General features: G+C 63.8%; 16 protein-coding genes and 1 tRNA gene. 5 read left to right on the forward strand and 12 right to left on the reverse strand.

Annotated features, from left to right (window positions below; translation table 11 throughout):
- Positions 1-99: 99 nt before the first annotated feature.
- From cutA to ACJ8HH_RS16175, 4 genes are all read left to right on the forward strand, one after another.
- A complete protein-coding gene (cutA, locus tag ACJ8HH_RS16160; protein ID WP_004929657.1) occupies positions 100-423 on the forward strand; it encodes a divalent cation tolerance protein CutA in 324 nt (107 codons plus the stop codon).
- The gene (locus ACJ8HH_RS16165; RefSeq protein ID WP_039567876.1) at positions 399-2,123 is read left to right on the forward strand and encodes a protein-disulfide reductase DsbD; all 1,725 of its coding nucleotides are present in this window, start codon (positions 399-401) and stop codon (positions 2,121-2,123) included. Before cutA ends, ACJ8HH_RS16165 begins: the two co-directional genes overlap by 25 nt.
- A 39-nt stretch (positions 2,124-2,162) precedes the next feature.
- Positions 2,163-2,738 (forward strand): division control transcriptional repressor DicD, encoded by a 576-nt coding sequence (gene dicD / locus ACJ8HH_RS16170; RefSeq protein WP_033636761.1) that lies wholly within the window; start codon positions 2,163-2,165, stop codon positions 2,736-2,738.
- 160 nt (positions 2,739-2,898) lie between these two features.
- A tRNA-Phe gene (locus ACJ8HH_RS16175) sits at positions 2,899-2,974 on the forward strand.
- A 391-nt stretch (positions 2,975-3,365) separates the two neighbouring features.
- Here ACJ8HH_RS16175 and ACJ8HH_RS16180 read toward each other — a convergent pair.
- The 10 genes from ACJ8HH_RS16180 to fes all read right to left on the reverse strand — a co-directional run bounded on the left by ACJ8HH_RS16180 (position 3,366) and on the right by fes (position 16,659).
- Positions 3,366-3,746 (reverse strand): hypothetical protein, encoded by a 381-nt coding sequence (locus ACJ8HH_RS16180; protein ID WP_043148258.1) that lies wholly within the window; start codon positions 3,744-3,746, stop codon positions 3,366-3,368.
- A 158-nt stretch (positions 3,747-3,904) separates the two neighbouring features.
- Positions 3,905-4,525 (reverse strand): DUF2238 domain-containing protein, encoded by a 621-nt coding sequence (locus ACJ8HH_RS16185; RefSeq protein ID WP_033649958.1) that lies wholly within the window; start codon positions 4,523-4,525, stop codon positions 3,905-3,907.
- Between the two features lie 121 nt (positions 4,526-4,646).
- Positions 4,647-5,666, reverse strand: a complete 1,020-nt coding sequence (gene yncE / locus ACJ8HH_RS16190; protein ID WP_371929208.1) for a 7-bladed beta-propeller protein YncE — start codon at positions 5,664-5,666, stop codon at positions 4,647-4,649.
- Positions 5,667-5,771: 105 nt separating this feature from the next.
- Complete coding sequence (locus tag ACJ8HH_RS16195) at positions 5,772-6,632, reverse strand: isochorismatase (RefSeq protein ID WP_004930014.1); 861 nt, start codon at positions 6,630-6,632, stop codon at positions 5,772-5,774.
- 3 nt (positions 6,633-6,635) lie between these two features.
- Positions 6,636-8,264 carry a (2,3-dihydroxybenzoyl)adenylate synthase gene (locus ACJ8HH_RS16200; RefSeq protein ID WP_060417702.1) on the reverse strand — a complete coding sequence of 543 codons (1,629 nt, stop codon included), beginning with the start codon at positions 8,262-8,264 and terminating at the stop codon, positions 6,636-6,638.
- Positions 8,265-8,271: 7 nt separating this feature from the next.
- Positions 8,272-9,477: an isochorismate synthase gene (locus ACJ8HH_RS16205; protein WP_060426547.1), complete on the reverse strand. Its 1,206-nt coding sequence runs from the start codon at positions 9,475-9,477 to the stop codon at positions 8,272-8,274.
- Positions 9,478-9,688: 211 nt separating this feature from the next.
- A complete protein-coding gene (gene entS / locus ACJ8HH_RS16210) occupies positions 9,689-10,945 on the reverse strand; it encodes an enterobactin transporter EntS (RefSeq protein ID WP_033649954.1) in 1,257 nt (418 codons plus the stop codon).
- A gap of 176 nt (positions 10,946-11,121) precedes the next feature.
- The gene (locus ACJ8HH_RS16215) at positions 11,122-15,066 is read right to left on the reverse strand and encodes an enterobactin synthase subunit F (RefSeq protein WP_060451781.1); all 3,945 of its coding nucleotides are present in this window, start codon (positions 15,064-15,066) and stop codon (positions 11,122-11,124) included.
- A 32-nt stretch (positions 15,067-15,098) separates the two neighbouring features.
- Positions 15,099-15,305 carry an MbtH family protein gene (locus tag ACJ8HH_RS16220; RefSeq protein WP_033636748.1) on the reverse strand — a complete coding sequence of 69 codons (207 nt, stop codon included), beginning with the start codon at positions 15,303-15,305 and terminating at the stop codon, positions 15,099-15,101.
- Positions 15,280-16,659, reverse strand: a complete 1,380-nt coding sequence (gene fes / locus ACJ8HH_RS16225) for an enterochelin esterase (RefSeq protein ID WP_072265093.1) — start codon at positions 16,657-16,659, stop codon at positions 15,280-15,282. Before fes ends, ACJ8HH_RS16220 begins: the two co-directional genes overlap by 26 nt.
- A 284-nt stretch (positions 16,660-16,943) precedes the next feature.
- On the opposite strand from fes, the gene ACJ8HH_RS16230 reads away from it, so the two are divergent.
- Entirely contained in the window at positions 16,944-19,226 is a 2,283-nt protein-coding gene (locus ACJ8HH_RS16230; RefSeq protein ID WP_033636747.1) for a TonB-dependent siderophore receptor, read from the forward strand.
- Between the two features lie 58 nt (positions 19,227-19,284).
- Here ACJ8HH_RS16230 and ACJ8HH_RS16235 read toward each other — a convergent pair whose 3' ends face one another.
- Both ACJ8HH_RS16235 and ACJ8HH_RS16240 read right to left on the reverse strand, forming a co-directional pair.
- The gene (locus ACJ8HH_RS16235; RefSeq protein WP_033636746.1) at positions 19,285-20,517 is read right to left on the reverse strand and encodes a YncE family protein; all 1,233 of its coding nucleotides are present in this window, start codon (positions 20,515-20,517) and stop codon (positions 19,285-19,287) included.
- Between the two features lie 47 nt (positions 20,518-20,564).
- On the reverse strand, positions 20,565-23,474 hold the full coding sequence (locus ACJ8HH_RS16240) for a condensation domain-containing protein (protein ID WP_060451780.1): 2,910 nt from the start codon (positions 23,472-23,474) through the stop codon (positions 20,565-20,567).
- Positions 23,475-23,509 lie beyond the last annotated feature (35 nt).

Below are 23,509 nucleotides of genomic sequence, written 5' to 3' on the forward strand. Positions count from 1 at the left end.
GGGGCTGCGGCCCCGGTTTTCCTTCTGGCGATAAACTCGCCTTCTAGCCAATCCGCCTTCAGGGTATAGTGCCCATTCGAACCGATGAGAGGGCTGAAGATGTCTGATTGCGAAGCTGTCGTCATACTCTGTACCGCACCCGATGAAGCCAGCGCCCAGGAACTGGCGGCGCGGGTCTTGGGCGATAAGCTGGCGGCCTGCGCCACGCTGCTGCCCGGCGCTACCTCGCTGTATTACTGGGAAGGGAAACTGGAACAGGAATACGAAGTGCAGATGCTGTTCAAAAGCGATCGCCGCCGTCAGCAGGCCCTGCTCGACACCCTGAAACAACATCACCCTTACCAGACGCCCGAGCTGCTGGTGCTGCCGGTGATGGCCGGAGATAAAGACTACCTGTTATGGATCAACGCTTCCTTAAACTGATTTTGCTGCTGTGCAGCCTGTTCTTCCTGCCGCAGGCGGCGCAGGCTTCGCTGTTCGCGCCGAAGGGCGGCAGCCAGTTCGTGCCTGTCGATCAGGCCTTCGCCTTCGATTTCAAACAGCAAGGCAGCCAGGTGACGCTGAACTGGCAGATCCGCCCCGGCTACTACCTGTATCGCCAGCAGATCAAACTGGTGCCGCAGCAAGCGACGCTGGGCGCCTTTACCCTGCCCGAAGGGTTGAGCCACAAGGACGAGTTCTTCGGCGAAGTGGCGATTTTCAAACAGCAGCTGAATCTGCAGGTGCCGCTGCAACAGGCGGCGGCCAACGCCAGCCTCAGCGTCACCTATCAGGGCTGCGCCGAGGCCGGCTTCTGCTATCCGCCGGAAACCCGCGTCATTCCGCTGGATGCCGTCAGCGCCGGCGATGTCGCCCCGCTCCCGGCGGCTGCCCCTGCGCCAACCGAACAGCCCGCCGCACCGGCCAGCCTGCCTTTCTCGCCGCTGTGGGCATTGCTGATCGGCATCGGCATCGCCTTCACTCCGTGCGTGCTGCCGATGTACCCGCTGATCTCCGGCATCATCCTCGGCCGCGACCGGCCGCAAAGCAGCGGCCGCATTCTGGCGCTGGCGGTGGTTTACGTGCAGGGCATGGCACTCACCTACACCCTGCTGGGGCTGGTGGTGGCCGCCGCCGGCCTGCAGTTCCAGGCGGCGCTGCAGCATCCTTACGTCCTGATTGGCCTGTCGGTGCTGTTCATCGCGCTGGCGCTGTCGATGTTCGGCCTCTATTCCCTGCAGCTGCCCTCGGCGCTGCAAACCCGGCTGGCGAACTGGAGCAATACCCAGCGCAGCGGCTCGCTGACCGGCGTATTCCTGATGGGCGCCCTGGCCGGGCTGATTTGCTCGCCCTGTACCACCGCGCCGCTCAGCGCCATCCTGCTGTATATCGCCCAGAGCGGTAACCTCTGGGCCGGCGGCGGCACGCTGTACCTGTACGCGCTGGGGATGGGCATTCCGCTGGTGATCGTCACCCTGTTCGGCAACCGCCTGCTGCCGCGCAGCGGCCCGTGGATGCAGTACGTGAAAGAGGCCTTCGGCTTCGTCATCCTGGCGCTGCCGGTGTTCCTGCTGGAGCGGGTGATCGGCGATCTGTGGGGCCTGCGTCTGTGGAGCCTGCTCGGCCTGGCGTTCTTCGGCTGGGCCTTCGCTCTGAGCCTGAGAAGCGCGCGCGGCTGGGCGCGCGCCCTGCAGCTGCTTCTGCTGGCGGCGGCGGTGATCGCCGCGCGGCCGCTGCAGGACTGGGCCTTCGGCGCCGATCAGACGCAGCAGGCGGCTCAGCCGCACCTGACGTTTACCCGCATCAACAACGTCGAGCAGTTAGATCTGGCGCTGCAACAGGCGCGGGGCAAGCCGGTGATGCTGGACCTGTACGCCGACTGGTGCGTAGCCTGTAAAGAGTTCGAGAAATACACCTTCAGCGATGCGGCGGTGCAGGCGAGCCTGGCCAACGCGGTGCTGCTGCAGGCGGACGTCACCGCCAACGGCGCGGAACAGGCGGCGCTGCTGAAGCATTTGCAGGTACTGGGGTTACCCACGATCCTGTTCTTCGATCCGGCGGGCCAGGAGCTGACGGCCGAGCGGGTCACCGGTTTTATGAAGGCGGAAGCCTTCAACGCGCATTTGCAGAAAGTGATGCGATAACTGACACTGAAGATCGGAAGCGAATGGGAGGAAGCACAAGTGCAACGTGAACACGTCCTTGATACCGCGCTGGGCCTGTTGGAACAACAGGGCCTGGCGACCGCCACATTAGAGATGCTGGCGGAAAAACTCGACGTTCAGCCCGGCGATCTCAAACGGTTCTGGCCGGATCGCGAAGCGCTGCTGTACGACTGCCTGCGCTACCACGGCCAACAGATCGACACCTGGCGCCGCCAGCTGCTGTTGGACGAAAACCTGAGCCCGCAGCAAAAACTGCTGGCGCGCTATGACGTGCTGGCGGAATACGTGCAGCACGACCGCTATCCCGGCTGCCTGTTTATCGCCGCCTGCAGCTTCTTCCCGGAAACGGATCATCCGATCCACCAGCTGGCGGAGCAGCAAAAGCTGACCTCGCTGGAGCTGACCCGCGAACTGCTGCGCGAAATGGACGCCGACGACGCCGACATGGTGGCGCAGCAAATGGAATTGATTCAGGAAGGCTGCCTGAGCAAACTGCTGGTAAAACGCCAGCTCCAGGACGTATCGGTCGCCAAACGGCTGGCGGAAGACATCTTGCAGGTGGCGCAGTGCCGCCGCAACGGGGCGCTAAGCTAGGCGAGCCGCGCTTGCGGCGCCGCCAGCCCAAGGAGATAGCCTGAACAGGCGCAATTTTTGCGCCCTTTGCCTGAAAAGCCAGCAACCGGACGCGTTTTAACGCCTTTCATGCATAAAGCCGTTGACGGCCATCGGCCAATACGGTTTAATGCTGCCCGTTGCCCGGATAGCTCAGTCGGTAGAGCAGGGGATTGAAAATCCCCGTGTCCTTGGTTCGATTCCGAGTCCGGGCACCATATTTAGAGAACCCAGCCTATGGCTGGGTTTTTGCTTTTCAGGGACAGGACTCTCCATCGAACTGCGTTCGATTATTCGGCCTTAAGGCCTCACCCTGCGGGCCAGCGCTGAAGCGCTGTTCAACGCGGCGCAGACGCCGGTTGTCCGAGTCCGGTCGCCCTATTCAGAAGAACCCGCCTATGGCGGGTTTTTCGCTTTCTGGGTACGGACTCTTCATCGAACTGCGTTCGATTATTCGGCCAAAGGCCTCACCCTGCGGGCCAACGCTGAAGCGCTGTTCAACGCGGCGCAGACGCCGGTTGTCCGAGTCCGGTCGCCCTATTTAGAAGAACCCGCCTATGGCGGGTTTTTCGCTTTCTGGGTACGGACTCTTCATCGAACTGCGTTCGATTATTCGGCCTCTCGTTTCCTCGGCGGAACCAGCCCAATCAGTGCCAGTACGCAAGATTTAGCGACCAACACCAGATTGAGATGTCCGGGGAAAGCGACATTAACAAACCAAAAGACCAAGAAGACCGCCAGAGAAATCGGCCAAGCGAGCACAAAGAACCGGGTATCGCATAGCCGCCGGGCGCAAAACAACAGCGTCAACACGATCGCCAACAGCCCGAAAGGCAGATACAGAATCAGTCTCAGGTAAGAGGCGACGACATCGGCGAACGAGGTGTTATTGATGACGGAAATCGTTAACTTCTGAAAGAACAACGTGTCGTTGTTATAGAGATCCAAAAGATTTAGCCACGCAAAGCTGAGCACTATCGTTAACGACATCCATACTGCGTACGCTTTTCGGGATAAGGGGGTAATGATCAAACTCAGTCTCGCATTCAAACAGCCGCTCCGAACCAGTGATATAGCACAAATACGCTGAACCGGCGGTAAACGCGATTAAATGCAGCCCCCTCCAACCACGCCTTTGTTACCAAGATTTATCGACACAGGCGGCGAATTTGCCGGTCTTGCCAACCGGCGAACAGCAGCAAACCGCATAGCGCGCCGAGCAAGGCGCAGAACATGTCGGACTGGGTATCCCACGGGTCACCCTGGGTGCCGAGAAACTCGTCGGCGCCCTGGCCCAGCGCCAGCGCCGCCCACCACTCGATCAGCTCGTAAACGGCGCTGATGGCCAGCGCGATGCAGCACACCACAAAGCCCAGCATCTTGCGGCCCTGCACATAGCCGCCGCGCTGGAGGATCTCGCGCGCCACCAGCGCCGGCACCAATCCCTGGAAGAAATGCCCCAGTTTGTCGTATGGGTTGCGGCCAAGATCCAGCCACTGCTGCACCTCAAACCCCAGCGGTACGCGGGCGTAGCTGTACATGCCGCCGAAAATCAGGATCAGCGCATGAAATAAAATCAGCGTGTAGAGCAGCGGCGTCAGCGGATAGCGGCGATAAGTCAGCCACAGCAGCGGCAAAACTACCAATACCGGCGCCACCTCCATCAGCCAGGTGGTGCGATCGTAAGGGCGGATGCCGCTGTGGATCAGCGCGGCCAGCAGCAGCAGGGTGATAACGGACAATAACAGCGGGGTACGCGAGGCAGGCATAACCAACGTTCCTTCGGGTTAACGGATCAATACACTCTTTATACCGCAGATCCTTGGGCGAAAAAAAACAGGCGGAGCGTCGCCGCTTCGCCTGTTCGATATGCGCGTACCCTGAGCGGGATTATTTCAGCGCTACGCGGATCACGTCGTCCGGCGCGGTGGCTTCTTTCTCGCGGCTGGAAGCCTGCTTGATGCTGACGTACAGCGTCTGACCGTCCGGCGACAGCGCCAGGCTGTTCGGGTGGGTCGGCGTCTTGATGGTGTTCAGCACCTTGTAGCTCTTGGCGTCGATTACGCTCACTTCGCCCGCCTGGCGATGGGTGACGTAAACTTCATTGCGCGCCGGGTTGAACAGCACCGCCAGCGATTCCGGTACGTCGATCTTGCTCAGAATGTTGCCGTTGCGGGTATCCACCACCAGCACCTGCGGCTGCTTGGAGTCGGTGATGAACGCACGATGGGTAGCGGTATCCAGGCTGATGTTCAGGAAGAAGTGCTCTTTGGACTCATCCAGCTTCTTGCGCGACAGCACCTTGTTGGATTGGGTGTCGATGGTCACCAGCTCGCCGTCGGCGTTGGTGACATACAGACGTTTGGCGGCGGCGTCCAGCGCCAGGCCGGTGCCGTATTTGCCGGTGTCGGTCACGGTGGCGCGCAGGGTCAGATCCTTGCCGTCCACCACCCACACCACGCTGGATTCACCCAGCCCGGTGATGTACAGGGTATCGCTGTCGGCATCCGCCACCAGTTCGCGCGGCGCCAGCGGCTTGACGGTCTCGGAGCGCTTGCGCGCGTCCAGCACCAGGCGGCCTTTCACGTCGCCGGTCTTGGCGTCGATGGCGGTCACCGAGTTATTGACCGTGTTGCCGAAGAACAGCGTGCCGGTCTTGGCGTTGACGGCGGCGCCGAACGGTTTGATGTCATTATGAATAATCTGGGTCACGTCCAGCGTGGTCGGATCCAGACGATAAACGATGCCGCCCTTGTCCAGCTTGCGGCTCTGCGACGTCGCCAGATAGAGCGCGTTCTCGCTCGGGCTGTAGGCCATTTCATAGGCGCCCTTGCCAACCGGCTTGCGCAGCACTTCCGGCGCGGTCTGCGCCAGCAGCGTATTGGAGAACAGCAGCGTGGACAGCAGCATCAGCGGAAATGCCGCACGTTTTCCCTTGGTGATCAAAGCATTCATCGTAATCTCCTTATAGAACCAACGGGGCGGCCGAGCGGCCGCCCTCTCTCGTGATTAAAATCAGGCTTTCTCTTCGGAAAGCAGCGCCCACCAGCTGTCGATGGTCGGGTTGCGCGCCAGCGCGATAAAGTCGATATCGCCGCGGATCTTGCGCCAGCGGGTCGCCAGCTCCATGATGCGCACCGAATCCAGGCCGTAATCGATCAGGTTCTCATCGTTGCCCATGTCTTCGCTGTCCTCGTCCAACAGCGGCAGGATCTGCTGACGCAGCGCATCGATGCTGGCGATACCGGCAGCCGGCAACAGAGACGCGGTGGTCACCACCCGGCCGCAGCGGCCGGCGGTGTAGCGCAGCGCCATCAGGTGTTCGTCGCGCGAGAAATCCGCCAGGCCGTCGGCCACCATGAACGGCTGGATATTGCGCATGAAGGCGTCGATGGCGGTGGTCAGGCAGCCGATGTGCGCATACACGCCGCAGATAATCAGCTGATCGCGGCCGGACTCCTGCAGGATCTCCTGCAGCGGCGAGCGGTGGAAGGCGCTGTAGCGCCATTTCACCAGCACCGTGTCGTCTTCGTCCGGCGCCAGCGCGGCGGTCACCGCCTGCTGCTCGGGGTGTTTGTTCAGGCCCGGCCCCCACATGTCGTTCAACAGTGCGCGATCTTCATCGCTCTGCTGGTTCGGCTGCGCGGTATAGAACACCGGGATGCCCTGCTGTTTGCAGTAGCGGCGCAGGTTGGCGATGTTCTCCACCACCTGTTTAATCAGCGCACTGTCTTCGCCCCAGAAATTGAGGAAATACTGCTGCATGTCGTGGATCAGCAGCGCGGCGCGCTGCGGTTCTACCTGCCAGGTGACTTTATTTTGCGGCAGTTCGTCCGCCGTCGGCAGCGCGTAGTCATTAAGTTTTGGAATGGCCATCGATTAATCTCCCTGAGCCTGAGTCTGTAGTTGCGCGTCGAGCTGCTGGCGCAGCCGTTTTTTGTCCACTTTGCCGACCGGGGTCAGCGGCAGGCTGTCCACCTGAATAAAGCGATCCGGCAGTTTGAAGTCCGCCACGCCCTGCTCGCGCAGGTGGCGGCGCAGCACCACCGGCTTCAGCGGCGCGTTGGCGATGATATAGGCGCAGCTCTTCTCCCCCATCAGCGCGTCCGGCATCGACACCAGCGCGGCGTTGATCACGTCCGGATGACGCAGCAGCAGGTTCTCGATCTCCTCGGCGGCGATCTTCTCTCCGCCGCGGTTGATCTGATCTTTCTGCCGCCCCTGCACGGTGATGTAGCCGTCTTCGCTGATACTGATCAGATCGCCGGAGCAGTAGAAACCGTCGGCGTCGAAGGCGTCGGCGTTGTGCGCCGGGCTTTGGTAGTAACCGCGGAAGGTATAAGGCCCGCGCGTCATCAACCGGCCGACCTCGCCCGCCGGCAATGGATTGCCGTCGTCATCCGCCACCCACACCTCGTCGTCCGGCGACATTGGCCGCCCTTGCGTCGTCAGGATGTGGCGTTCGTCGTCGTCCAGCCGGGTGTAGTTCACCAGCCCTTCCGCCATGCCGAACACCTGCTGCAGTTGGCAGCCGATTTCGTTCTGAATGCGCGCCGCCAGCGTCTCGCCCAGCTTGGCGCCGCCCACCTGCAGCAGTTTCAGGCTGGCGAGCTGGGCATTGCCGCCCCACTCTTCGATCGCCTGCAGCCACAGCGTGACCGCCGGCGGCACCAGCGCCGTCACGTTGATTTGGTGCTGTTCGATCAGACGGAAGCACTGCCCGGCGTCCGGATCGGCGGCGAACACCACCAGCCCGGCGCCATAAAACACGCCCAGCACGCCCGGCGAACTCATCGGGTAGTTATGCGCCACCGGCAGCGCGCACAGGTAGCGGGTCTGCGCGTCGAAACGGCAGATCTCCACGCTGCGGCGAATGCTGTAGTAGTAATCATTGTGGGTGCGCGGGATCAGCTTCGGCGTGCCGGTGCTGCCGCCGGAAAGCTGGAAGAACGCCACCTGATCGGCCGCGGAAGGCTGCGCGACAAAACCGTCGCTCGCCTCGTCCAGCCAGGCGGCCAGCGCCAGCTCGCCCTCGGGCTGGCTGCGCAGCGCCACAACCCGCAGCGAAGGATGCGCATCGCGGAAGGCGTTCAGGAATTGATCGTCGGCAAACAGCGCGTGCTGGCGATCGGCGATCAGCAGCGCCGGTTTGATCTGCTCGGCATAGGCATTCAGCTCGCTGCGCTGATGGCTGAACAGCGCGTTGACCGGCGCCACGCCAATTTTCAGCAGCGCGAAGAACACGATATAGAACTCCGCCACGTTGCCCAGCTGAACCAACGCGGTGTCGCCGGATTTTACGCCGCGGCGCAGCAGAGCGGCCGCCAGGCGATCGGAGCGCTGCTGCAACTCGCGGTAGGTCAGGCTGCCCTGGGCGTCGATAATCGCCGGGGCGTCGTTGTTGGCCTGGCGGTCGAGGATCTCGGTCAGCGGCTTGTCAATCCAGTAGCCGCGCTCGCGATAGCGGCTGGCGAACTCCGCCGGCCAGGGGGTAAAGGCAATGCTCATCTTGTCGTTATCCTTGATTCATACCAAAGGCACGCAGAATGGTGCTGAGTTTGGTGCCTGTTTCATGCCATTCAGATTCGGGTGAAGAGTCTTCCACAATGCCGGCACCGGCGAACAGCCGCACCCGGTTGCCGTCAACGGTGCCGCAGCGGATAGTCACTACCCACTCGCCGTTGCCTTCGTCATCACACCAGCCGACGATGCCGCCAAACAGGCCGCGATCGAACGGCTCCAGCTTGCCGATCAGGGCGTGTGCCTGGGCCGTCGGCATGCCGCACAGCGCCGGCGTCGGGTGTAGCAGGCAGGCCAGCGACAGGGCATTTTCGTCTGGAGACGCCGCCTCGCCGTCGATCGGCGTGGAGAGATGCCACAGCGTGGTGGTGGTCAACAGTTCAGGGGTGTGCGGCACGTTCAGGTAGCGGCAGCGGCCGGCCAGCACGTCACGCATGCTTTCGGTGACGATGCGATGCTCGTGGCGATCTTTCGCCGAGGCCATCAGCCGCTCCCCCACTTCGCGATCGCGCTGCGGGTCGGCATCGCGCCGGGCGGAACCGGCCAGCGGGTTGGAGTAGAAACGGCCGCCGTCCTGGCGCAGCAGCAGCTCCGGGCTGGCGCCCAACAGCGCGCCCTGCTCCAGCGGCACGTGGAAGTGGAAACCGTGCGGGTTTTGGGCGATCACGCGCGCCATCAGCGCATGGCGATCCACCGGCCGGCGCGTTTCGATCTCCAGCAGGCGCGACAAGACCACTTTATCCAGCTCACCGGCCTTCATCGCGTCAACGGCATCGCTGACCATGTTCATGAACGGCTGCTGCGGCGGCAGCTCCGTTATGCCAGCCAGCTCCGGCCCCTCTGCCGCCGGCTGAACGCCGGCCATAAAAGCGGCGCGATCGAACCAGCGGCTCTGCTGCGGAATAAACAGCGCCGAAGGCTGCCGGGTATCGAACGGGATAGCGCCGCACAGCAGCGGATTTTTGATGCCGGCCTGACGAGCCTCGGCAAACGCCTGCCGCATGCTGCGCTGGAACTCGCCGTTCAGATCGGCGCCGTCCGCGGCCGGCAGGCGAATGCGGCTGAAACATCCGGTGGTGGTCAAGCTGCGGAAAGGGGAGGTAAAGAAGAAGCCCGACGCCGGAGAAAAATCAGCGGCGAACCGGTGTTCTTCGCGCTCCTGCATTTCCTTTCGATTGATGTCGTTCACGGCAGTATCCATCGCTTCGCCCTCAGATTTTGAAGTGATAACCAATATAATAATGATTATCATTTGAGTTAATTCCGCGCTAAATTACTCGCCGATATTTGCCATGTCAATAAACGTAAGCACTTCTTTCATTTCAAAATCATGACATAAACGCTGTGGGTTTTACGCATGCCGATGATAAGCATTGCTATTTGATCCCACAGCGTTGTCTTAACGCGTTCGACTACTTTTCTGTGGCGGGCTGCGGCTCCGGTTTGTGCAGCGTCACCTGGCGTAAACCGGTCATGGCGAACAGCAACAGGATGCCGAGCAGCGCCGCGCCGAAGCCGAAACCGCTGGCGCTCATCGCCGGCAGCATAAAGGCGCCCATCGCCCCCAGCAGCAGTGCGCCCAGCGCATCGCCCACCACGTTCTGCGCCGTCCACAGGCCGTTGATGCGGCCGAGGAAGTTGTCCGGCGTCAGGCTCTGGATCAGGCCGTACTGCAGCAGCGAGTTCAGCGCGCTCAGGTAGCCGAACGCCACCAGGCACAGCAACGCCAGGCTGTACCACGGCATCAGGCCGAACAGGCCAATGGCGGCGAACGCCGCGATCGCCGTCAGCAGCATCACCCAGCCGGGGCGCGCCACGTGCGCCACGCGACCGCTGGTGAACGCGCCGATGGCGGCGCCGAGCGGCACGGCGGCGTACATATAGCCGAGGTGGGCGGCGTCGATGTGCCAGCTTTCCGCCATCGCCGGGTACAGCACGCGCACCGCGCTGGCCATGGTCAGCAGCGCGCCGATCAGCGCCACCATGCCGATCACCTTGTTCTGGAACAGGAAGGCGAAACCGCCCGCCAGCGCGCGCAGCGGGTGTTCACGCGGCTGCGGCGGCGGCATCAGCTGCGGCAGGCTCAGCAGCGGCAGCAGCGTCAGCAGGGTGCCGAACGCCGCCAGGCCGTAGTTCCAGGCAATGCCCATATGGGCGATCACCAGGCCGCCGATCGCCGGAGAAAGGATCGAGCCGAAGCGCACCGTCAGCATGCTGATGGCGCCCGCCTGCACGATGTTTTCGCGGCCCACCAGCGCCGGCGTGGCCGCCAGCAGCGCCGTCACTCCCACCGCGCCGAAGAAGCCGTCCCACACCGCCAGCAGATAAATGGCCGCCAGCGAAGGCGACGGCAACAGGGCGTTGAGGCACAGGCCGACGAAGCCGATGCCGCAGGTGGAGCGCGCGAACAGGATCAGTCGGCGCCGCTCATAGCGATCGGCCAATACGCCCCCCATCAGCAGCCCGGCGAACATGCCGCCGCCGGCCAGCGTCACCGCCAGCCCGACCTGCAGGGTGGAACCGGTCAGCGCCTGGATCTGCACCGGGATGGCGATCGCCATCAGCCCCAGCGCCACAATGGAAATAAAGCGCGCGCAGAATACCGCGCGGAAAGCCCGGTTGGTTTTCAGCAGGCTAAAATCAAGCAGGATGGAGGGTTTGCTACTCATCGGTTTTTCACCACATCGTTAAACGGGGATTCTGCAGTTGCGGGGCGCTATGCTAGCACAGATGGCGAAATCAATAATGATAATAAAACTCATTGATATTCAACCGTGAGCAACCGCAAGAAACGCCGCCACACGCGGGGTCATCCCCGTGCCTGGCGGCGAGATGACGGACGCGATTACAGCGTGCGCAAGATCCGGTTCAGCAGCGGCCCCAGCACTTTGAACGACGCCGGCGAAACGATATCGACATGCGCACAGTCCAGCTCGTGCGCCTGCAGCGCATCGACGTACTGCGACCAGGTTTGCTGCACGTCCATCCCTTCCTGCAGCGTGCGTTTGGCGACGAACAGCGTCGCCTGGCCGTGGAAACGGGCAGTACGCGTGTGCGACAACAACCGCACCGAGTCGGCGTAGTTGGCTTCAATGTTGTCGAACATCGCGGTGCGCGTCTCGCCCAGCGCCGGATCGAGCGTATCCTGCGACACCGCCAGGAACTGCTCGCGCTCGCGCTGCACCTCCTTCAACACGTTGTCGTCCAGCATCACGTCCCAGTTTTGGGTCTCCGGCGGATAGGTATCCAGCAGGCCGAGGAACGCCACCTGCTCGCCGCGCGCCTGCAGCCGGGCGGCAATGCCCTGCGCCAGCGTGCCGCCCAGCGAATAGCCGATGAAGTGGTACGGCCCGTGCGGCTGTACCTGCAACACCGTCTGCAGGTGGGCATCCACCACCTGATCCATATCTTCGCTCAGTGCCAGCGGGCCGTCCGGCCGCGGCGACTGGATACCGACCAGCGACCAGTGCTGATCGAGATAGCGCGGCAATACGCTGAACTGCCAAGAGAAACCGGACGCCGGGTGCAGACAGAACAGCGTCGGCCCCTCGGTGACGCGCAGCGGCAATACGCTGTCGAAGCCGCTGCGATCGGCCTCTTCCTGCGTGCGATCTTCCGCTAACAAGACAGCCAGCTGCTCGACGCGCGACGCCACCATTACCTGGCCGACGGACACCGCCTTGCCCAGATCGCGGCGCAGCTCCGCCGCCAGCCGCATCGCCAGCAGCGAATGGCCGCCGAGCGCGAAGAAATCGTCATCGGCGAACACCTGCTCGCGCTGCAGCAATCGGGCAAATACCGCCGCGATCTCGCTTTCCAGCCCGGCCTGCGGCGGCCGTCCAGCCTTGCGCTCGCCGCCCTGCGGCTGCGGCAAGGCCTTGCGATCCAGCTTGCCGTTGGCGCTCAGCGGCAAATCGCTCATTTCCACCAGCGCCACCGGCACCATGTGCGGCGGCAGCCGGTCGGCCAGCGCCGCGCGCAGGGCTTCCGCATCCCAGCTCGCGCCAGGCTGCATCACCAGATAGCCCGCCAACTGGCGCGCATCGCCGCCAGCGTCCACCGGCGTGCCCTGCAACACCAGCGCGTGCGTCACCGCCTGGCGCACGCCCGGCAGCGACAGCAAGGCGTGGTCGATTTCGCTCAGCTCGATCCGCTGCCCACGGATCTTCAGCTGATCGTCGCTGCGGCCCAAATATTCCACCGCGCCGTCCGGCAGCCAGCGCGCCACGTCGCCGGTGCGGTACATGCGCCCGCCCTCGCCGAACGGATCGGCGACAAAGCGGCTGGCGGTCAGATCCGGCCGGCCAAGGTAGCCGTGCGCCAGCTGCACGCCGGTCAGATACAGATCGCCCGCCACGCCCGGCGGCACCGGCCGCAGGCGCGCGTCAAGAATGCGCAGCCCGGTGTTCCATACCGGCAGGCCGATCGGCACGTTGGCGCCGGTCACCTTCGCCAGCGCGTCGCCGTAGGCCGGATGCCAGGTCACGTCCACCGCCGCTTCGGTCGGGCCGTAGAGGTTGTGCAGCGGCACCGCCGTGCGGCTTTGCCACAGGCGGCACAGCTCCGCCGGCAGCGCTTCGCCGCTGCAGAACACCTGGCGCAGCGCGGCGCAGCTCGCCACCGCCGCGTCGTCGTCCAGGGCGGCAACGAAAGCCGCCAGCATCGACGGCACGAAGTGCAGCGTGGTAATGCGGTGCTGCGCGATCAGCTGTTGCAGCTGCTGCGGATCGCGGTGCGCCTCCGGCGGCGCCATCACCAGCCGGGCGCCGACCATCAGCGGCCAGAAGAATTCCCATACCGAGACGTCGAAACTGCACGGCGTTTTCTGCAGCACCGCGTCGTCCGCCCCCAGCGGATACTGGTGCTGCATCCACAGCAAGCGGTTGACGATCGCCTGATGGCCGACCAGCACGCCTTTCGGGCGCCCGGTGGAGCCGGAGGTAAAGATGATATAGGCCGCATGGTTCGGCGTCGGGCCCGCGATCGCCACCCCGGCGGCGTGATCGGCCGGCAGCGGCGCGTCATACAGCAAAATTTCGCCCTTGTCGGCGAACCGCGCCTGCTGCGCCGGGTTGGTGATGACCAGCCGGGGCGCGGCGTCTTCCAGCATCATCGCCAGCCGCTCGTCCGGATAACCGGTGTCCAGCGGCAGATAGGCGGCGCCCGCTTCCACGATCGCCATCAACGCCAGCGACAGGAACACCGAACGCGGCAGCGCCACCGCCACGATGTCGCCCGGCCGCACGCCCTGCGCAACCAGCTCGCGCGCCAGCGCCATGACCTGCTCGCGCGTTTCGCGGTAGGTGAAATTGAAATGCGCATCCGCCAGCGCCGGCGCGTCCGGCGTGGTTTGCGCCTGCTGCGCCAGCAGCTGGCTCAGCGTGGTCGCCGGCACCGGGTGCGCCGTGTCGTTGACCCGCGCCAGCAGCGCATGATCGTCGGCGGTCAGCATATCGGCTTCGCCGATCGGCAACGTTGCCTGCGCGGCGAACTGCGCCAGCAGCAGCGGCAGCCGCTGCAGGTGCGCCTGCAGTTCCTGGCGGCCGTAACGCTCGGCGTTGGCCAGCAGCTCCACCTTCAACTGATGGTGTTCGTCGATAAACAGCGCAATCTCCAGATCGCGCACCGGCCCGGAGGCCAGATCGTGAGTGATGCCTTCGATACCGGCGAAATCCAGCTGGTAATCGAACATTTTGAAGTTGAAGACCGTGCCGTACAGCGGTTCGCCGTCGCCGATGCGCCCCAGATCGCGCTGCACCTGCTCGGCGTCGTAGCGCTGATGGCGGCGCACCGTTTTCAGCTCGCGGCTGATGCGGGCGGCGGCCTCATACAGCGTGGCCTGCGGCTCGAGATGCATCTCCATCGGCAGCACGTTGATCACCGGCCCGGCGGCGCACAGGGCGGCCGATCCGGTACGGCGCATGAAGATAAAACCGGCGCTGAAACTCGGTTGGCCGCTCAGGCGCGATACCCACAGCGCCACCAGCGCCACCGCCATATCGGCGGCGTTCAGCTTCTGCTGCGCGCCGCATTGCACCAGTTCGGCGAAGGCCTGCGGATCGCAGCGCTGTTCCAATCGATGGATGCGCGGCGTGGGGGTTTGCCCGGCCAGCGGCTGTGGGCAGAGCGTGGCCGGCGGCGGCAACTGCCGCGCTTTTTCGAGCCAGAAATCGGCGTCGCGTTGCCAGGCCGGCGCCTCCCGGTAAGCCTGGTATTCCGCCACCACGTCGCTGAACGCCGTGAAAGGCGTCGGTTCCAGCGCGTCGCCGCGGCAAATATGGGTGTAAATCGCCGCCACGCGGCGAGCGATGGCGGTGAAGCTGAAACCGTCCACCAGCAGATGGTGATAGCGCTGATACCAGAACCAGCGGTTATCCGCCAGGCGCATCACCACATGGCGATACAGCGGCGCGCCGCTGCCGGCGCGCAGATCGCTCGCCAGATCGATGTCCATCAGCGCGCGCGCGGCGGCTTCGGGATCCGGCGACGTCGTCAGATCGACAAGTTCCGGCTCGTGCACCGCCAGCGCGTCATCCAGCCATTGCACCGGCACGCCGTCGCGTTCCGCAAAACGCAGGCGCAGCATGTCCACCTCGCCCAGGCCCTGGATGATGGCCTGCAGCAGAGGCTCCACGGCAATGGGGCCGTTGAGTTCGATGGCGTGGGCCACCGCGTAGGCATTGCGATGCGGGGAGATTTGATCGGCGACCCAGATGCCGGGTTGCGCCGCGACCAGCGGCCATTCGCCCGCAAGCGCCGGGCCGCTGAGAGAGTTAGGGGTGTGTGACACTGCTTATTGCTCCCGTGATTACCTGGCGCCGGTCACGCCTTGCTTGCTGCGACCGGCAGAATGTCTTGCCAATGCTGTTCCAGCCACTCGGTGCACGCGGTGCGCGCCGCCGGGCCGAAGACGATCGTCCAATCGGACGGAATGGCGCGGAAATCCGGCCACAAACTGTATTGTTGTTGTACGTTGCGCAGCACCAGGCTGCGCTGCTGTTGATCATCGAACGGATTCAGGCTTTCCATCATGTGTTCCTCGTGCCGTTGCCGTCGCCGATGCCGGATGAGCGGTGGCGAAAGCGGAGGCCCAGACCGCCTGCAGCCCGTCGGTCAGGCCGCTGCGCCAGCACAGCGCGTCGTGCCCGCCTTCCACCACCCGGTAGTGCACCCGATGGCCGGCGTCGCTCAGGCGCGCCGCCATTTCGCCGCTGACCCGGTGCACCAGCTTTTCCTGCGAACCGGCTTCCATAAATACCTTCAGCGCGCCGTGGTTGCCCAGGCCGTGTCGTTCCACCTGCTGCATCAGCCAGCAGGCGTCGTCGGGAATGCTCGGCAGCTGCAACATGTCGCGCCGCGGCCACCAGTAGGAACCGGACTGGGTAATTACCGCGCCGAAGCACTGCGGCCAGCGCAGCCCGGCATACAGGGAAGCCAGGCCGCCAAAGCTTTGCCCCGCCACCACCGTATCGGCCGGTTTGTCGCTGTGCGGCGCCCAGTCGGCCAGCTGCGGCATCAGTTCTTCCTGCACCGCCAGCCAGAAATCGTCCTTACAGGTTAATTCTCGCGCCCGGTGCGGCAGATCGATGATGTCGATCAACACATACACCGCTTCCGGCAACGCCCCCTCGCGGGTCAGCTGCATCAGCGGCTCCCAGACCGGCATCTGCTTCGCCCAGAACTGACCGTCGAGCAGGATAGCCAACGGACGCTCGGCCGGCTTGCTGTCGCCGGTGGTGTAGATCCAAACGTCGCGGCTGTTGCCCAGGCGCTCGCTCTGCCAGGTATGGCGCTGCAAACGCGCCGGCAGCGGCGGCGTGCAGCGCCCGCTGGCGATCTCATACTCGTCGAACGAACGCCATACCGGCTGCGGCGGCGCATCCGGCATGTGCAGGCCGGAGACGCTGTGGCCGCTGGCGCTTTGCCAGGAGCGATACGGGTTGAGCAGATCGGGGGTGGCGCTGGCGAACACCTGGTGCCACCAGTGGCGCAGGTTGTGCATGTTGGCGTGCGCATCGTCGCCGCTGAACGCCGGCGGCCGCTCGTCAAAGCAGGGAATAAAGCAGTAGCTGCCGCGCCAGGCGCCGCTCAGCTCGGTCTGCCAGTACCACACGTCGGTGCCGGCCAAACGCTGCAGGCTTTGCGGCGGATTCGGCTGGTGATGGTCGGTCAGGCAGTTGATGTTGATCCACACGCGGCGGTAGGCGGAGGTCAATTCGCATCCCTGAGGATCGCGCCAGAAAAAGGTGGTTCGCCAGCGGCCGTTACCCGCCGGTTCTACCCATGGCGTACCGCGCCGTGCCACCGTCAACCACCATCCTGGACTGCCCGCATTGCTGCTGGCCAATAATCTGCTGCTTTCTGACTGTAGTTCTGTATTCACAACGCCTACCCATTTTGTAGTTGGCGGCACCGGGAACGTCGACTTTTCCCTATCGCCGGCCACCGCCCGAACGCACTGTACGCCAAATACTATTGATAATAATTTGCATTTGCAATAGTGTGTAAGGCTTGGAGATCGTGCTGGTATTGCGCGCAACGGACAGGGATCGGGGATACATCAATGGCATCCCTTGCCGCAGCCGATTTTCTATTTCCGACTACACAAAAACTACAACCGCCCTTCCCCCCGTTCGGCGAGGGATGGCAGCAAGGTAGGACACTCAAATGAAAAGCAAGCTATCACGTTATTCTTTAGCCACTCTTATCGGCTTGGGATTGGGCGCGTCCGCGTTCGCCAACGCCGCGCAGCAGACCGACACCCCCACCACGGAAGAAAACAGCGGCGCAGCGGATAAAAAGCCGCGCGGCGAAGACACCATCGTCGTGACCGCCGCCCGGCAGAACCTGCAGGCGCCTGGGGTGTCCACCATCACCGCCGATGAGATCAAGAAACGCCCGCCGGCGCGCGACATCAGCGAACTGATCCGCACCATGCCCGGGGTTAACCTGACCGGCAACTCCACCAGCGGCCAGCGCGGCAACAACCGCCAGATCGATATCCGCGGCATGGGCCCGGAAAACACCCTGATTCTGATCGACGGCAAACCGGCCTCCAGCCGCAACTCGGTGCGTCAGGGCTGGCGCGGCGAGCGCGACTCGCGCGGCGATACCGCCTGGGTGCCGCCGGAAATGATCGAGCGCATCGAAGTGCTGCGCGGCCCTGCTGCGGCGCGCTACGGCAACGGCGCCGCGGGCGGCGTGGTCAACATCATCACCAAGAAGGCCGGCGATGCGCTGCACGGCTCGCTGAACGGCTACTTCAACGTGCCGCAACACAAGCAGGAGGGCGCCACCAAACGCACCGACTTCAGCCTGTCCGGCCCGCTGAGCGATTCCCTGAGCTTCCGTCTGTTCGGCGGCTACAGCAAAACGCAGGCCGACGCCTGGGACATTAACGAATCGCATAAGTCCGAACGCGTCGGCGCCTACGCCAACAGCGTCCCGGCCGGGCGTGAAGGGGTGGTCGATAAAAATATCGACGCCTTGCTGCACTGGGACTTCGCCCATCTGCAGTCGCTGGAGTTCGAGTACGCTTACGGCCGCCAGGGCAACCTGTACGCCGGCGATACCCAGAACACCAACACCAACGCCCTGGTGCAGAGCAACTACGGCGAAGAGACCAACCGCATCTACCGTGAAACCTTCGGCCTGACCCACCGCGGCGCCTGGGACAACGGCGTGAGCACCAACAACTACGTGCAGTTTGAGCGCACCCGCAACACCCGCCTGAACGAAGGGCTGGCCGGCGGCACCGAAGGCATCTTCGACACCAAAAACACCGGCTTCGGCACCACCAAGCTGGACGACTTCCTGGCGCACAGCGAAGTCAGCGTGCCGTTTGAACTGGGCGTTGCCCAGACCGCCACTCTGGGCACCGAGTGGACCCAGCAGCGGATGAAAGACGGCACGTCCACCAGCCAAACGCTGATGGGCGGCACCATTCCCGGCATGACTACCGGTACGCGCAGCCCTTATGCTTCCGCGCATATCTTCTCGCTGTTCGCCGAAGACAACATTGAACTGACCGACACCACCATGCTGACGCCGGGCCTGCGCTACGATCTGCATTCGGAATCCGGCAATAACTGGAGCCCGGCGCTGAACCTGTCGCAGGAACTGGGCGACTACTTCACGCTGAAGATGGGCATCGCGCGTTCCTACAAAGCGCCGACGCTGTTCCAGACCAACGGCAACTATCTGCTGTACAGCAAAGGTCAGGGATGTGCCGGCAGCGATACCAAAAACGGCTGCTACCTGCTGGGCAACGACGATCTGAAGGCGGAGACCAGCGTCAACAAAGAGATCGGGCTGGAATTCCATAACGAAGGCTGGCTGGCCGGCGTGACCTACTTCCGCAACGATTACCACAACAAGATTGAGGCGGGTAACTCTCGCATCGCCACCAGCAGCACCGGCACGGCGGTCTATCAGTGGGAAAACGTGCCGAAAGCGGTGGTGCAAGGGCTGGAAGGCTCGCTGAACGTGCCGGTCAGCGAGACCGTCACCTGGAGCAACAACGCCACCTACATGATCGAGAACAAGAACAAGACCACCGGCGATTACCTGTCGGTGATCCCGAAGTTCACCGTCAACTCGACCCTCAGCTGGCAGGCCACGCAGGATCTGTCGATGCAGTCCACCCTGACCTGGTACGGCCGTCAGAAGCCGAAGAAGTACAACTACCAGGGTAAACCGGCCACCGGCGGCGAAACCCGCGAGGTCAGCCCTTATGCCGTCGTCGGCGCCAGCGCGACCTATGACCTGACCAAAAACGTCAGCCTCACCGCCGGCATCGATAACCTGTTCGACAAACGCCAGTTCCGCGCCGGCAACGCGCAGAACGTGGGCGATCCGAACACCGGCGCGATCAACATCGCCGGTGCAGGCGCGGCCACCTACAACGAACCGGGCCGCACCTACTACATGAGCATCAACACCCACTTCTGATGACATGACCCAATGACAAAGGGGCGCCGCGGCGCCCCTTTTTTATATTTATATTCAGTTAGTTGGTGTGCAGCTGAATACGCACCACGCTTTCCGGCTTGCCGGCCTTGGTGGAAGCGCCGTCGTTTTTCACCGTCACGAACAGCGCGTCGCCTTTCGGATCCAACGCCAGACTGTTAGGGTGCGGCGGCAGATCTACGGTTTGCAGACGCTTAAGCGTCTTGGCGTCGAACACCGTCAGCGTCCCGGCGCCGTGATCCACGCGCACGCCTTTGCGGTTGGCGACGTACAGCCGCTGGCTGCGCTCGTCGAGCAGCAGGCCGATCGGCACCTCATCCGTCAGCTCGCTGGCCAGTACCTTGCCGCTGTCCGCATCCAGCGCGAATACCCGGTGGCCGCTGCTGCGCTTCACGTAGTCGTGCCCCAGATGATGATTGCGGTAGTTATCGCGATCGATACCCTGATCGACACCCAGCAGACGATTGCTCGCCGGATCATACACCAGATTCAGCAGCTGATCGGCCTGCACTTCGTGGGTGGCGGTGATCGCCAGCGTGTCGGCGTTCAGGGTGATCACCTGCCCCTGCATGTTGGAGACGAATACCCGGCGGCCCTTCTCATCCAATGTGATACCCACCGCGTTGTAGCCGAAGCCCGGGATCACTTTCTCCAGCTTGCCGGCCTTGGTATCGACCACGTATAACACGCTGTCGACGCCGAAGCCCAGCCCCGGCAGGAACAAGCGGCCGCTTTGCGCGTCATACTTGATCTCGCGAATGCGGTACAGGTAGTCCTCGGTGATTTTGAACTTCTTCAACTCCGCCAGCAGGAAGTCCAGGCGCTTGCCGCTGATGCCCGCCTGCTTGTAGGCCTGCTCCAGCACAGCTTTGTCCAGCAGCTTGATGCTGCCCAGCGCGTGGTTGGTGGTGGTGTCCACCACCCCGACTTCGCCGTTGAAGCCCTGAGTCAGGTACAGGCGATTGCCCGCATCGTTCAGCGCCACGCCGAAGCCTTTCACCTGCAGCGGGATCTCCGCCTTGATCGCCAGGGTGTTGGGATCCAGCCGCAGCACGCGGGAGCGCGCCTCTTCCTTCCAGTCCGGCGCGCTGACGAACAACGCCTGTTGCGAGGTGCTGTAGGCCATCTCCACCACCGCCGACGACAGCGCCTCGCGCTTGATGTCCTGCGGTTTGATGCCGGCATCGTCGGCCTGCGCAGCGCCGGCGACCACCAGAGAGGCCGCCACCAGCAGCGACAGTAACGCGCGCGGGGTTGCTAGGGTTCCAGACATCCTTTTATCTCCTTGAAAATCATGCTTTCGGTTAGAGTGAAACAACGTCATGCCTGCGGCCCGGGCGGCAGCGCCGCCAGAGCGATATCGCCAGCGATGTGCTGCGCAAACTGGGTAAAGACGTGCTGAACGCCGTCGGCGATCAGATTGGCCTGCTCCCGGCTGTAGTGATCCTGGCGGTAGGTCATCATCACCCGCAGGGATTTCGCCCCGGCCAGATCGTCTTCCATCACCTCAAACTGCAGGCCAAGCAGCGACTCGGCTTTTTCCGGCTCCACCTGGCGGTAGGCGATCGCGCTGCCGTCCTGCAGCCGGAACTCGCCGTTCAGCTTGATGCGGCTGTGGATCTGGATAAACACTTCGAACATGTGGTTCTTGCGGTCGGCGTCCACGCCGAACAGCCCTTCCTCCACCAGATCGATCGGAATATCGGTGTACGGCAGCGAGCCGTTGATGGTGTTTTTCACCTGGCTGACCAACCCGGCCACCGTCAGCCCCTCGTCGAAGCGCACGCGGTGCACCACCACGGTGGTGAAGTAGCCGACGGTATCGAAGAACTCGGCGTCGTTACGGCCGGAGGTCGAGGTGCCCACCAACAGATCCGCCGGGCCGCCAAGCAGGCGCAGCGCCGAGGTAATCCCGGCATACACCACGTTGAACAGCGAAGCGTTGTTGCGGCGGGCGAGCTGATACAGGCCTTCCGCCACGGCGGGATCGACCTCGAACTCCAGCCAGCCGCCGTTGACGTCCGCCGGTGCCGGCACCGCCGGGTGGGTGGATGGCTCTTGCCGGAAGATCGGCTGGCCGACCGGCGCGCCGCGCAGCGCGTCGAGCCAGTAGTCCAGATGTTGCTGCTGCACCCCGGAGGCCCGCTGCTGCCGGGCGAAGGTGTGGAACTGCGGCGGCTGCCCGCTCCACTGCGGCGCCTGGCCGACGACGCGATGGCGGTAGGCGACGCCCAATTCATCCATCATCAGGTTGAGCGACCATTCATCCAGCACCACATGGTGGAACAGCAGCGACAGCAGCTGCTGACCGTTGTCCGCATCGCGCAGCAGCGTGACGCGCAGCGGCAGCTCGGCGGCCAGATCGAACCGGTGCTGGCCAGCGTCGGCCAACAGGGCGGCGGCGTTGCCCGCCGGCGTCTCGTGGGAGAAGCGGAACCACTGGTACTCCGAAAGTTCGGCGGCCGGCACCACCACCTGCACCACCGCGCCCTGCTGCTCGACGAAGCGTGAACGCAGCACGGTATGGCGAGTCATGACGTCGATAAACGCCTGACGCAGCGCCGTTTCATCCACCGCATCGAAGAAGCGCAGAGAGAACGGCAGGTTGAAAATCTCGTCATGGCCGAAGGCTTCATACACCTTCCACAGCGATTCCTGCGCCAGCGACAGCGGTGCCTGCGCCCGATCATGATCGTCGGCGGTAGCCACCGCGGCATTCGGCTGCGCAACGTTCAGGCGTTTGGCATAGCCCGCCAACCCGAGCGCCGTCGGATGGCTGAACAGATCGTTAATGTTGATTTCGATCTGATGCAGGCTCAGCAAACGGCCGATCACCCGGGTGGCCACCAGCGAATGGCCGCCGCGATCGAAGAAGTCTTCATCCAGGGTCATTTCCGGCGCCACCAGCGCCTCACGGAACTCCTGCAAAATCAGCGGTGCAACGCTTTCGTCCGCGTCGCCGTTCGCCGCCGGCGCGGCCATCGCCGGGGAAACGGACTCAGCCGCCGGCAATGCGACGGCACTCCGCTGCCCGGCCAGGAAGGCGCTGAACTGCTCCAGCAGGAAAGGCGCCGCGTGCGGAGAGAGGCGCGGATCGGTGACCAGCTCGAGCGTCAGCGCTTCCTCCTCCGGCAACTCCAGCAGCAGCGCCAGCTCAAACGGCGTATGCAGCGGCGGCAGCAACAGGCGTTCGGCGTGAACGCCTTCCAGCCGCCACTCTGCGGCCAGATCGTCGCGCCAGGCCACCAGCAGCTGCGCCCGTTGCGGATCCGGCTGTTCAGCCACGGTTTGCGCCAGCAGCCGCTGCCCGGCGTCGCCCTCGCCATGCTGTACGGTCAGGCGCATCAGCGGCGGTGCCGTCAGGCCCAGCTCCAGGCCGACGCACTCCGCCGTATCCGCTGCCGGCACGCACAGCTGCACCGCTTGCCCGCCGGCCTGCGCGGCGACGAACTCGGCAAACCGCGCCGCCACCGCCGCCAGCAGCGCCCGCGGCGTGTCGTTGGCGGGCAACAGCGAGCGCGCAATGCGCGTGACCACGCGCGCGCCCACCGGCGGTAAGGCTTCAGCGCGCTGCGCCGGGCTGCGATAATCCTGCAGTGAGACCGCCTGGCGCACCCACGGCAACTGCGGCTCCGGAGTTTCCGCCAGCTCGACCGGCTCCGCCGCGAAAGGCAGAGGCATCGCGTCCCCGTTATAACAGGCGGACAGCATCGCCGGCAGATGACGCCACGGCAGCGTTTCCGCCAGGATGTCATGCAAGACCACGCCCAAAATCACGTTATCGCCCGGCGTGAGCAACAGCAGGCAGCGCAGCGGCGCTTCGCTTTCCAGTACAAACGGCGTTGCCTGCACTTGCAGCAGGCGACAAATGGCCTGTTGTTCGTCCGCCACCTGACGAAGGCTCACCGGCAACGGCGCCGAGCCGGCGGGGCGTTTCACCAGGCCGTTTTCGTCATCAAAAACGTAGCGCACGTCCACGCCCGGCGTTTCCCGCACCAGCGCCTGCAGCGCCGCCGTCAATTGGGCGATATCCACATCCCCCGTCAAACGCCAGGCCAACGCCCGCTGCCCGCGTGCGTCACCCTGCTGCAGATGGGCAAACCATGCCCGCTCTTCGGCTTCGCTCACCGGCCGCTCGCCGCTCGCCGACGCCGCGCCCAGCGCCTGAAACGCGCTCTCCAGCCGCTGGGCCTCTTCATCGCTCAGAATGCTGTCAAAATCACCGATCACTGCGTTATCTCCTCTGCCCGGCCGTGCCGGGATAG

Origin of the sequence: Serratia sp. CY32780 (assembly GCF_052169135.1) — a bacterium.
Taxonomy (GTDB): domain Bacteria; phylum Pseudomonadota; class Gammaproteobacteria; order Enterobacterales; family Enterobacteriaceae; genus Serratia; species Serratia sarumanii.

Excerpts from the sequence above, each read along its gene's own strand:
- cutA (WP_004929657.1), top strand. The coding sequence starts at position 100 with ATGTCTGATTGCGAAGCTGTCGTCATACTCTGTACCGCACCCGATGAA.
- ACJ8HH_RS16165 (WP_039567876.1), top strand. The coding sequence starts at position 399 with ATGGATCAACGCTTCCTTAAACTGATTTTGCTGCTGTGCAGCCTGTTC.
- ACJ8HH_RS16180 (WP_043148258.1), bottom strand. The coding sequence starts at position 3,746 with ATGTCGTTAACGATAGTGCTCAGCTTTGCGTGGCTAAATCTTTTGGAT.
- ACJ8HH_RS16185 (WP_033649958.1), bottom strand. The coding sequence starts at position 4,525 with ATGCCTGCCTCGCGTACCCCGCTGTTATTGTCCGTTATCACCCTGCTG.
- yncE (WP_371929208.1), bottom strand. The coding sequence starts at position 5,666 with ATGCTGCTGTCCACGCTGCTGTTCTCCAATACGCTGCTGGCGCAGACC.
- ACJ8HH_RS16195 (WP_004930014.1), bottom strand. The coding sequence starts at position 6,632 with ATGGCCATTCCAAAACTTAATGACTACGCGCTGCCGACGGCGGACGAA.
- ACJ8HH_RS16200 (WP_060417702.1), bottom strand. The coding sequence starts at position 8,264 with ATGAGCATTGCCTTTACCCCCTGGCCGGCGGAGTTCGCCAGCCGCTAT.
- ACJ8HH_RS16205 (WP_060426547.1), bottom strand. The coding sequence starts at position 9,477 with ATGGATACTGCCGTGAACGACATCAATCGAAAGGAAATGCAGGAGCGC.
- entS (WP_033649954.1), bottom strand. The coding sequence starts at position 10,945 with ATGAGTAGCAAACCCTCCATCCTGCTTGATTTTAGCCTGCTGAAAACC.
- ACJ8HH_RS16220 (WP_033636748.1), bottom strand. The coding sequence starts at position 15,305 with ATGGAAAGCCTGAATCCGTTCGATGATCAACAGCAGCGCAGCCTGGTG.
- ACJ8HH_RS16230 (WP_033636747.1), top strand. The coding sequence starts at position 16,944 with ATGAAAAGCAAGCTATCACGTTATTCTTTAGCCACTCTTATCGGCTTG.
- ACJ8HH_RS16235 (WP_033636746.1), bottom strand. The coding sequence starts at position 20,517 with ATGTCTGGAACCCTAGCAACCCCGCGCGCGTTACTGTCGCTGCTGGTG.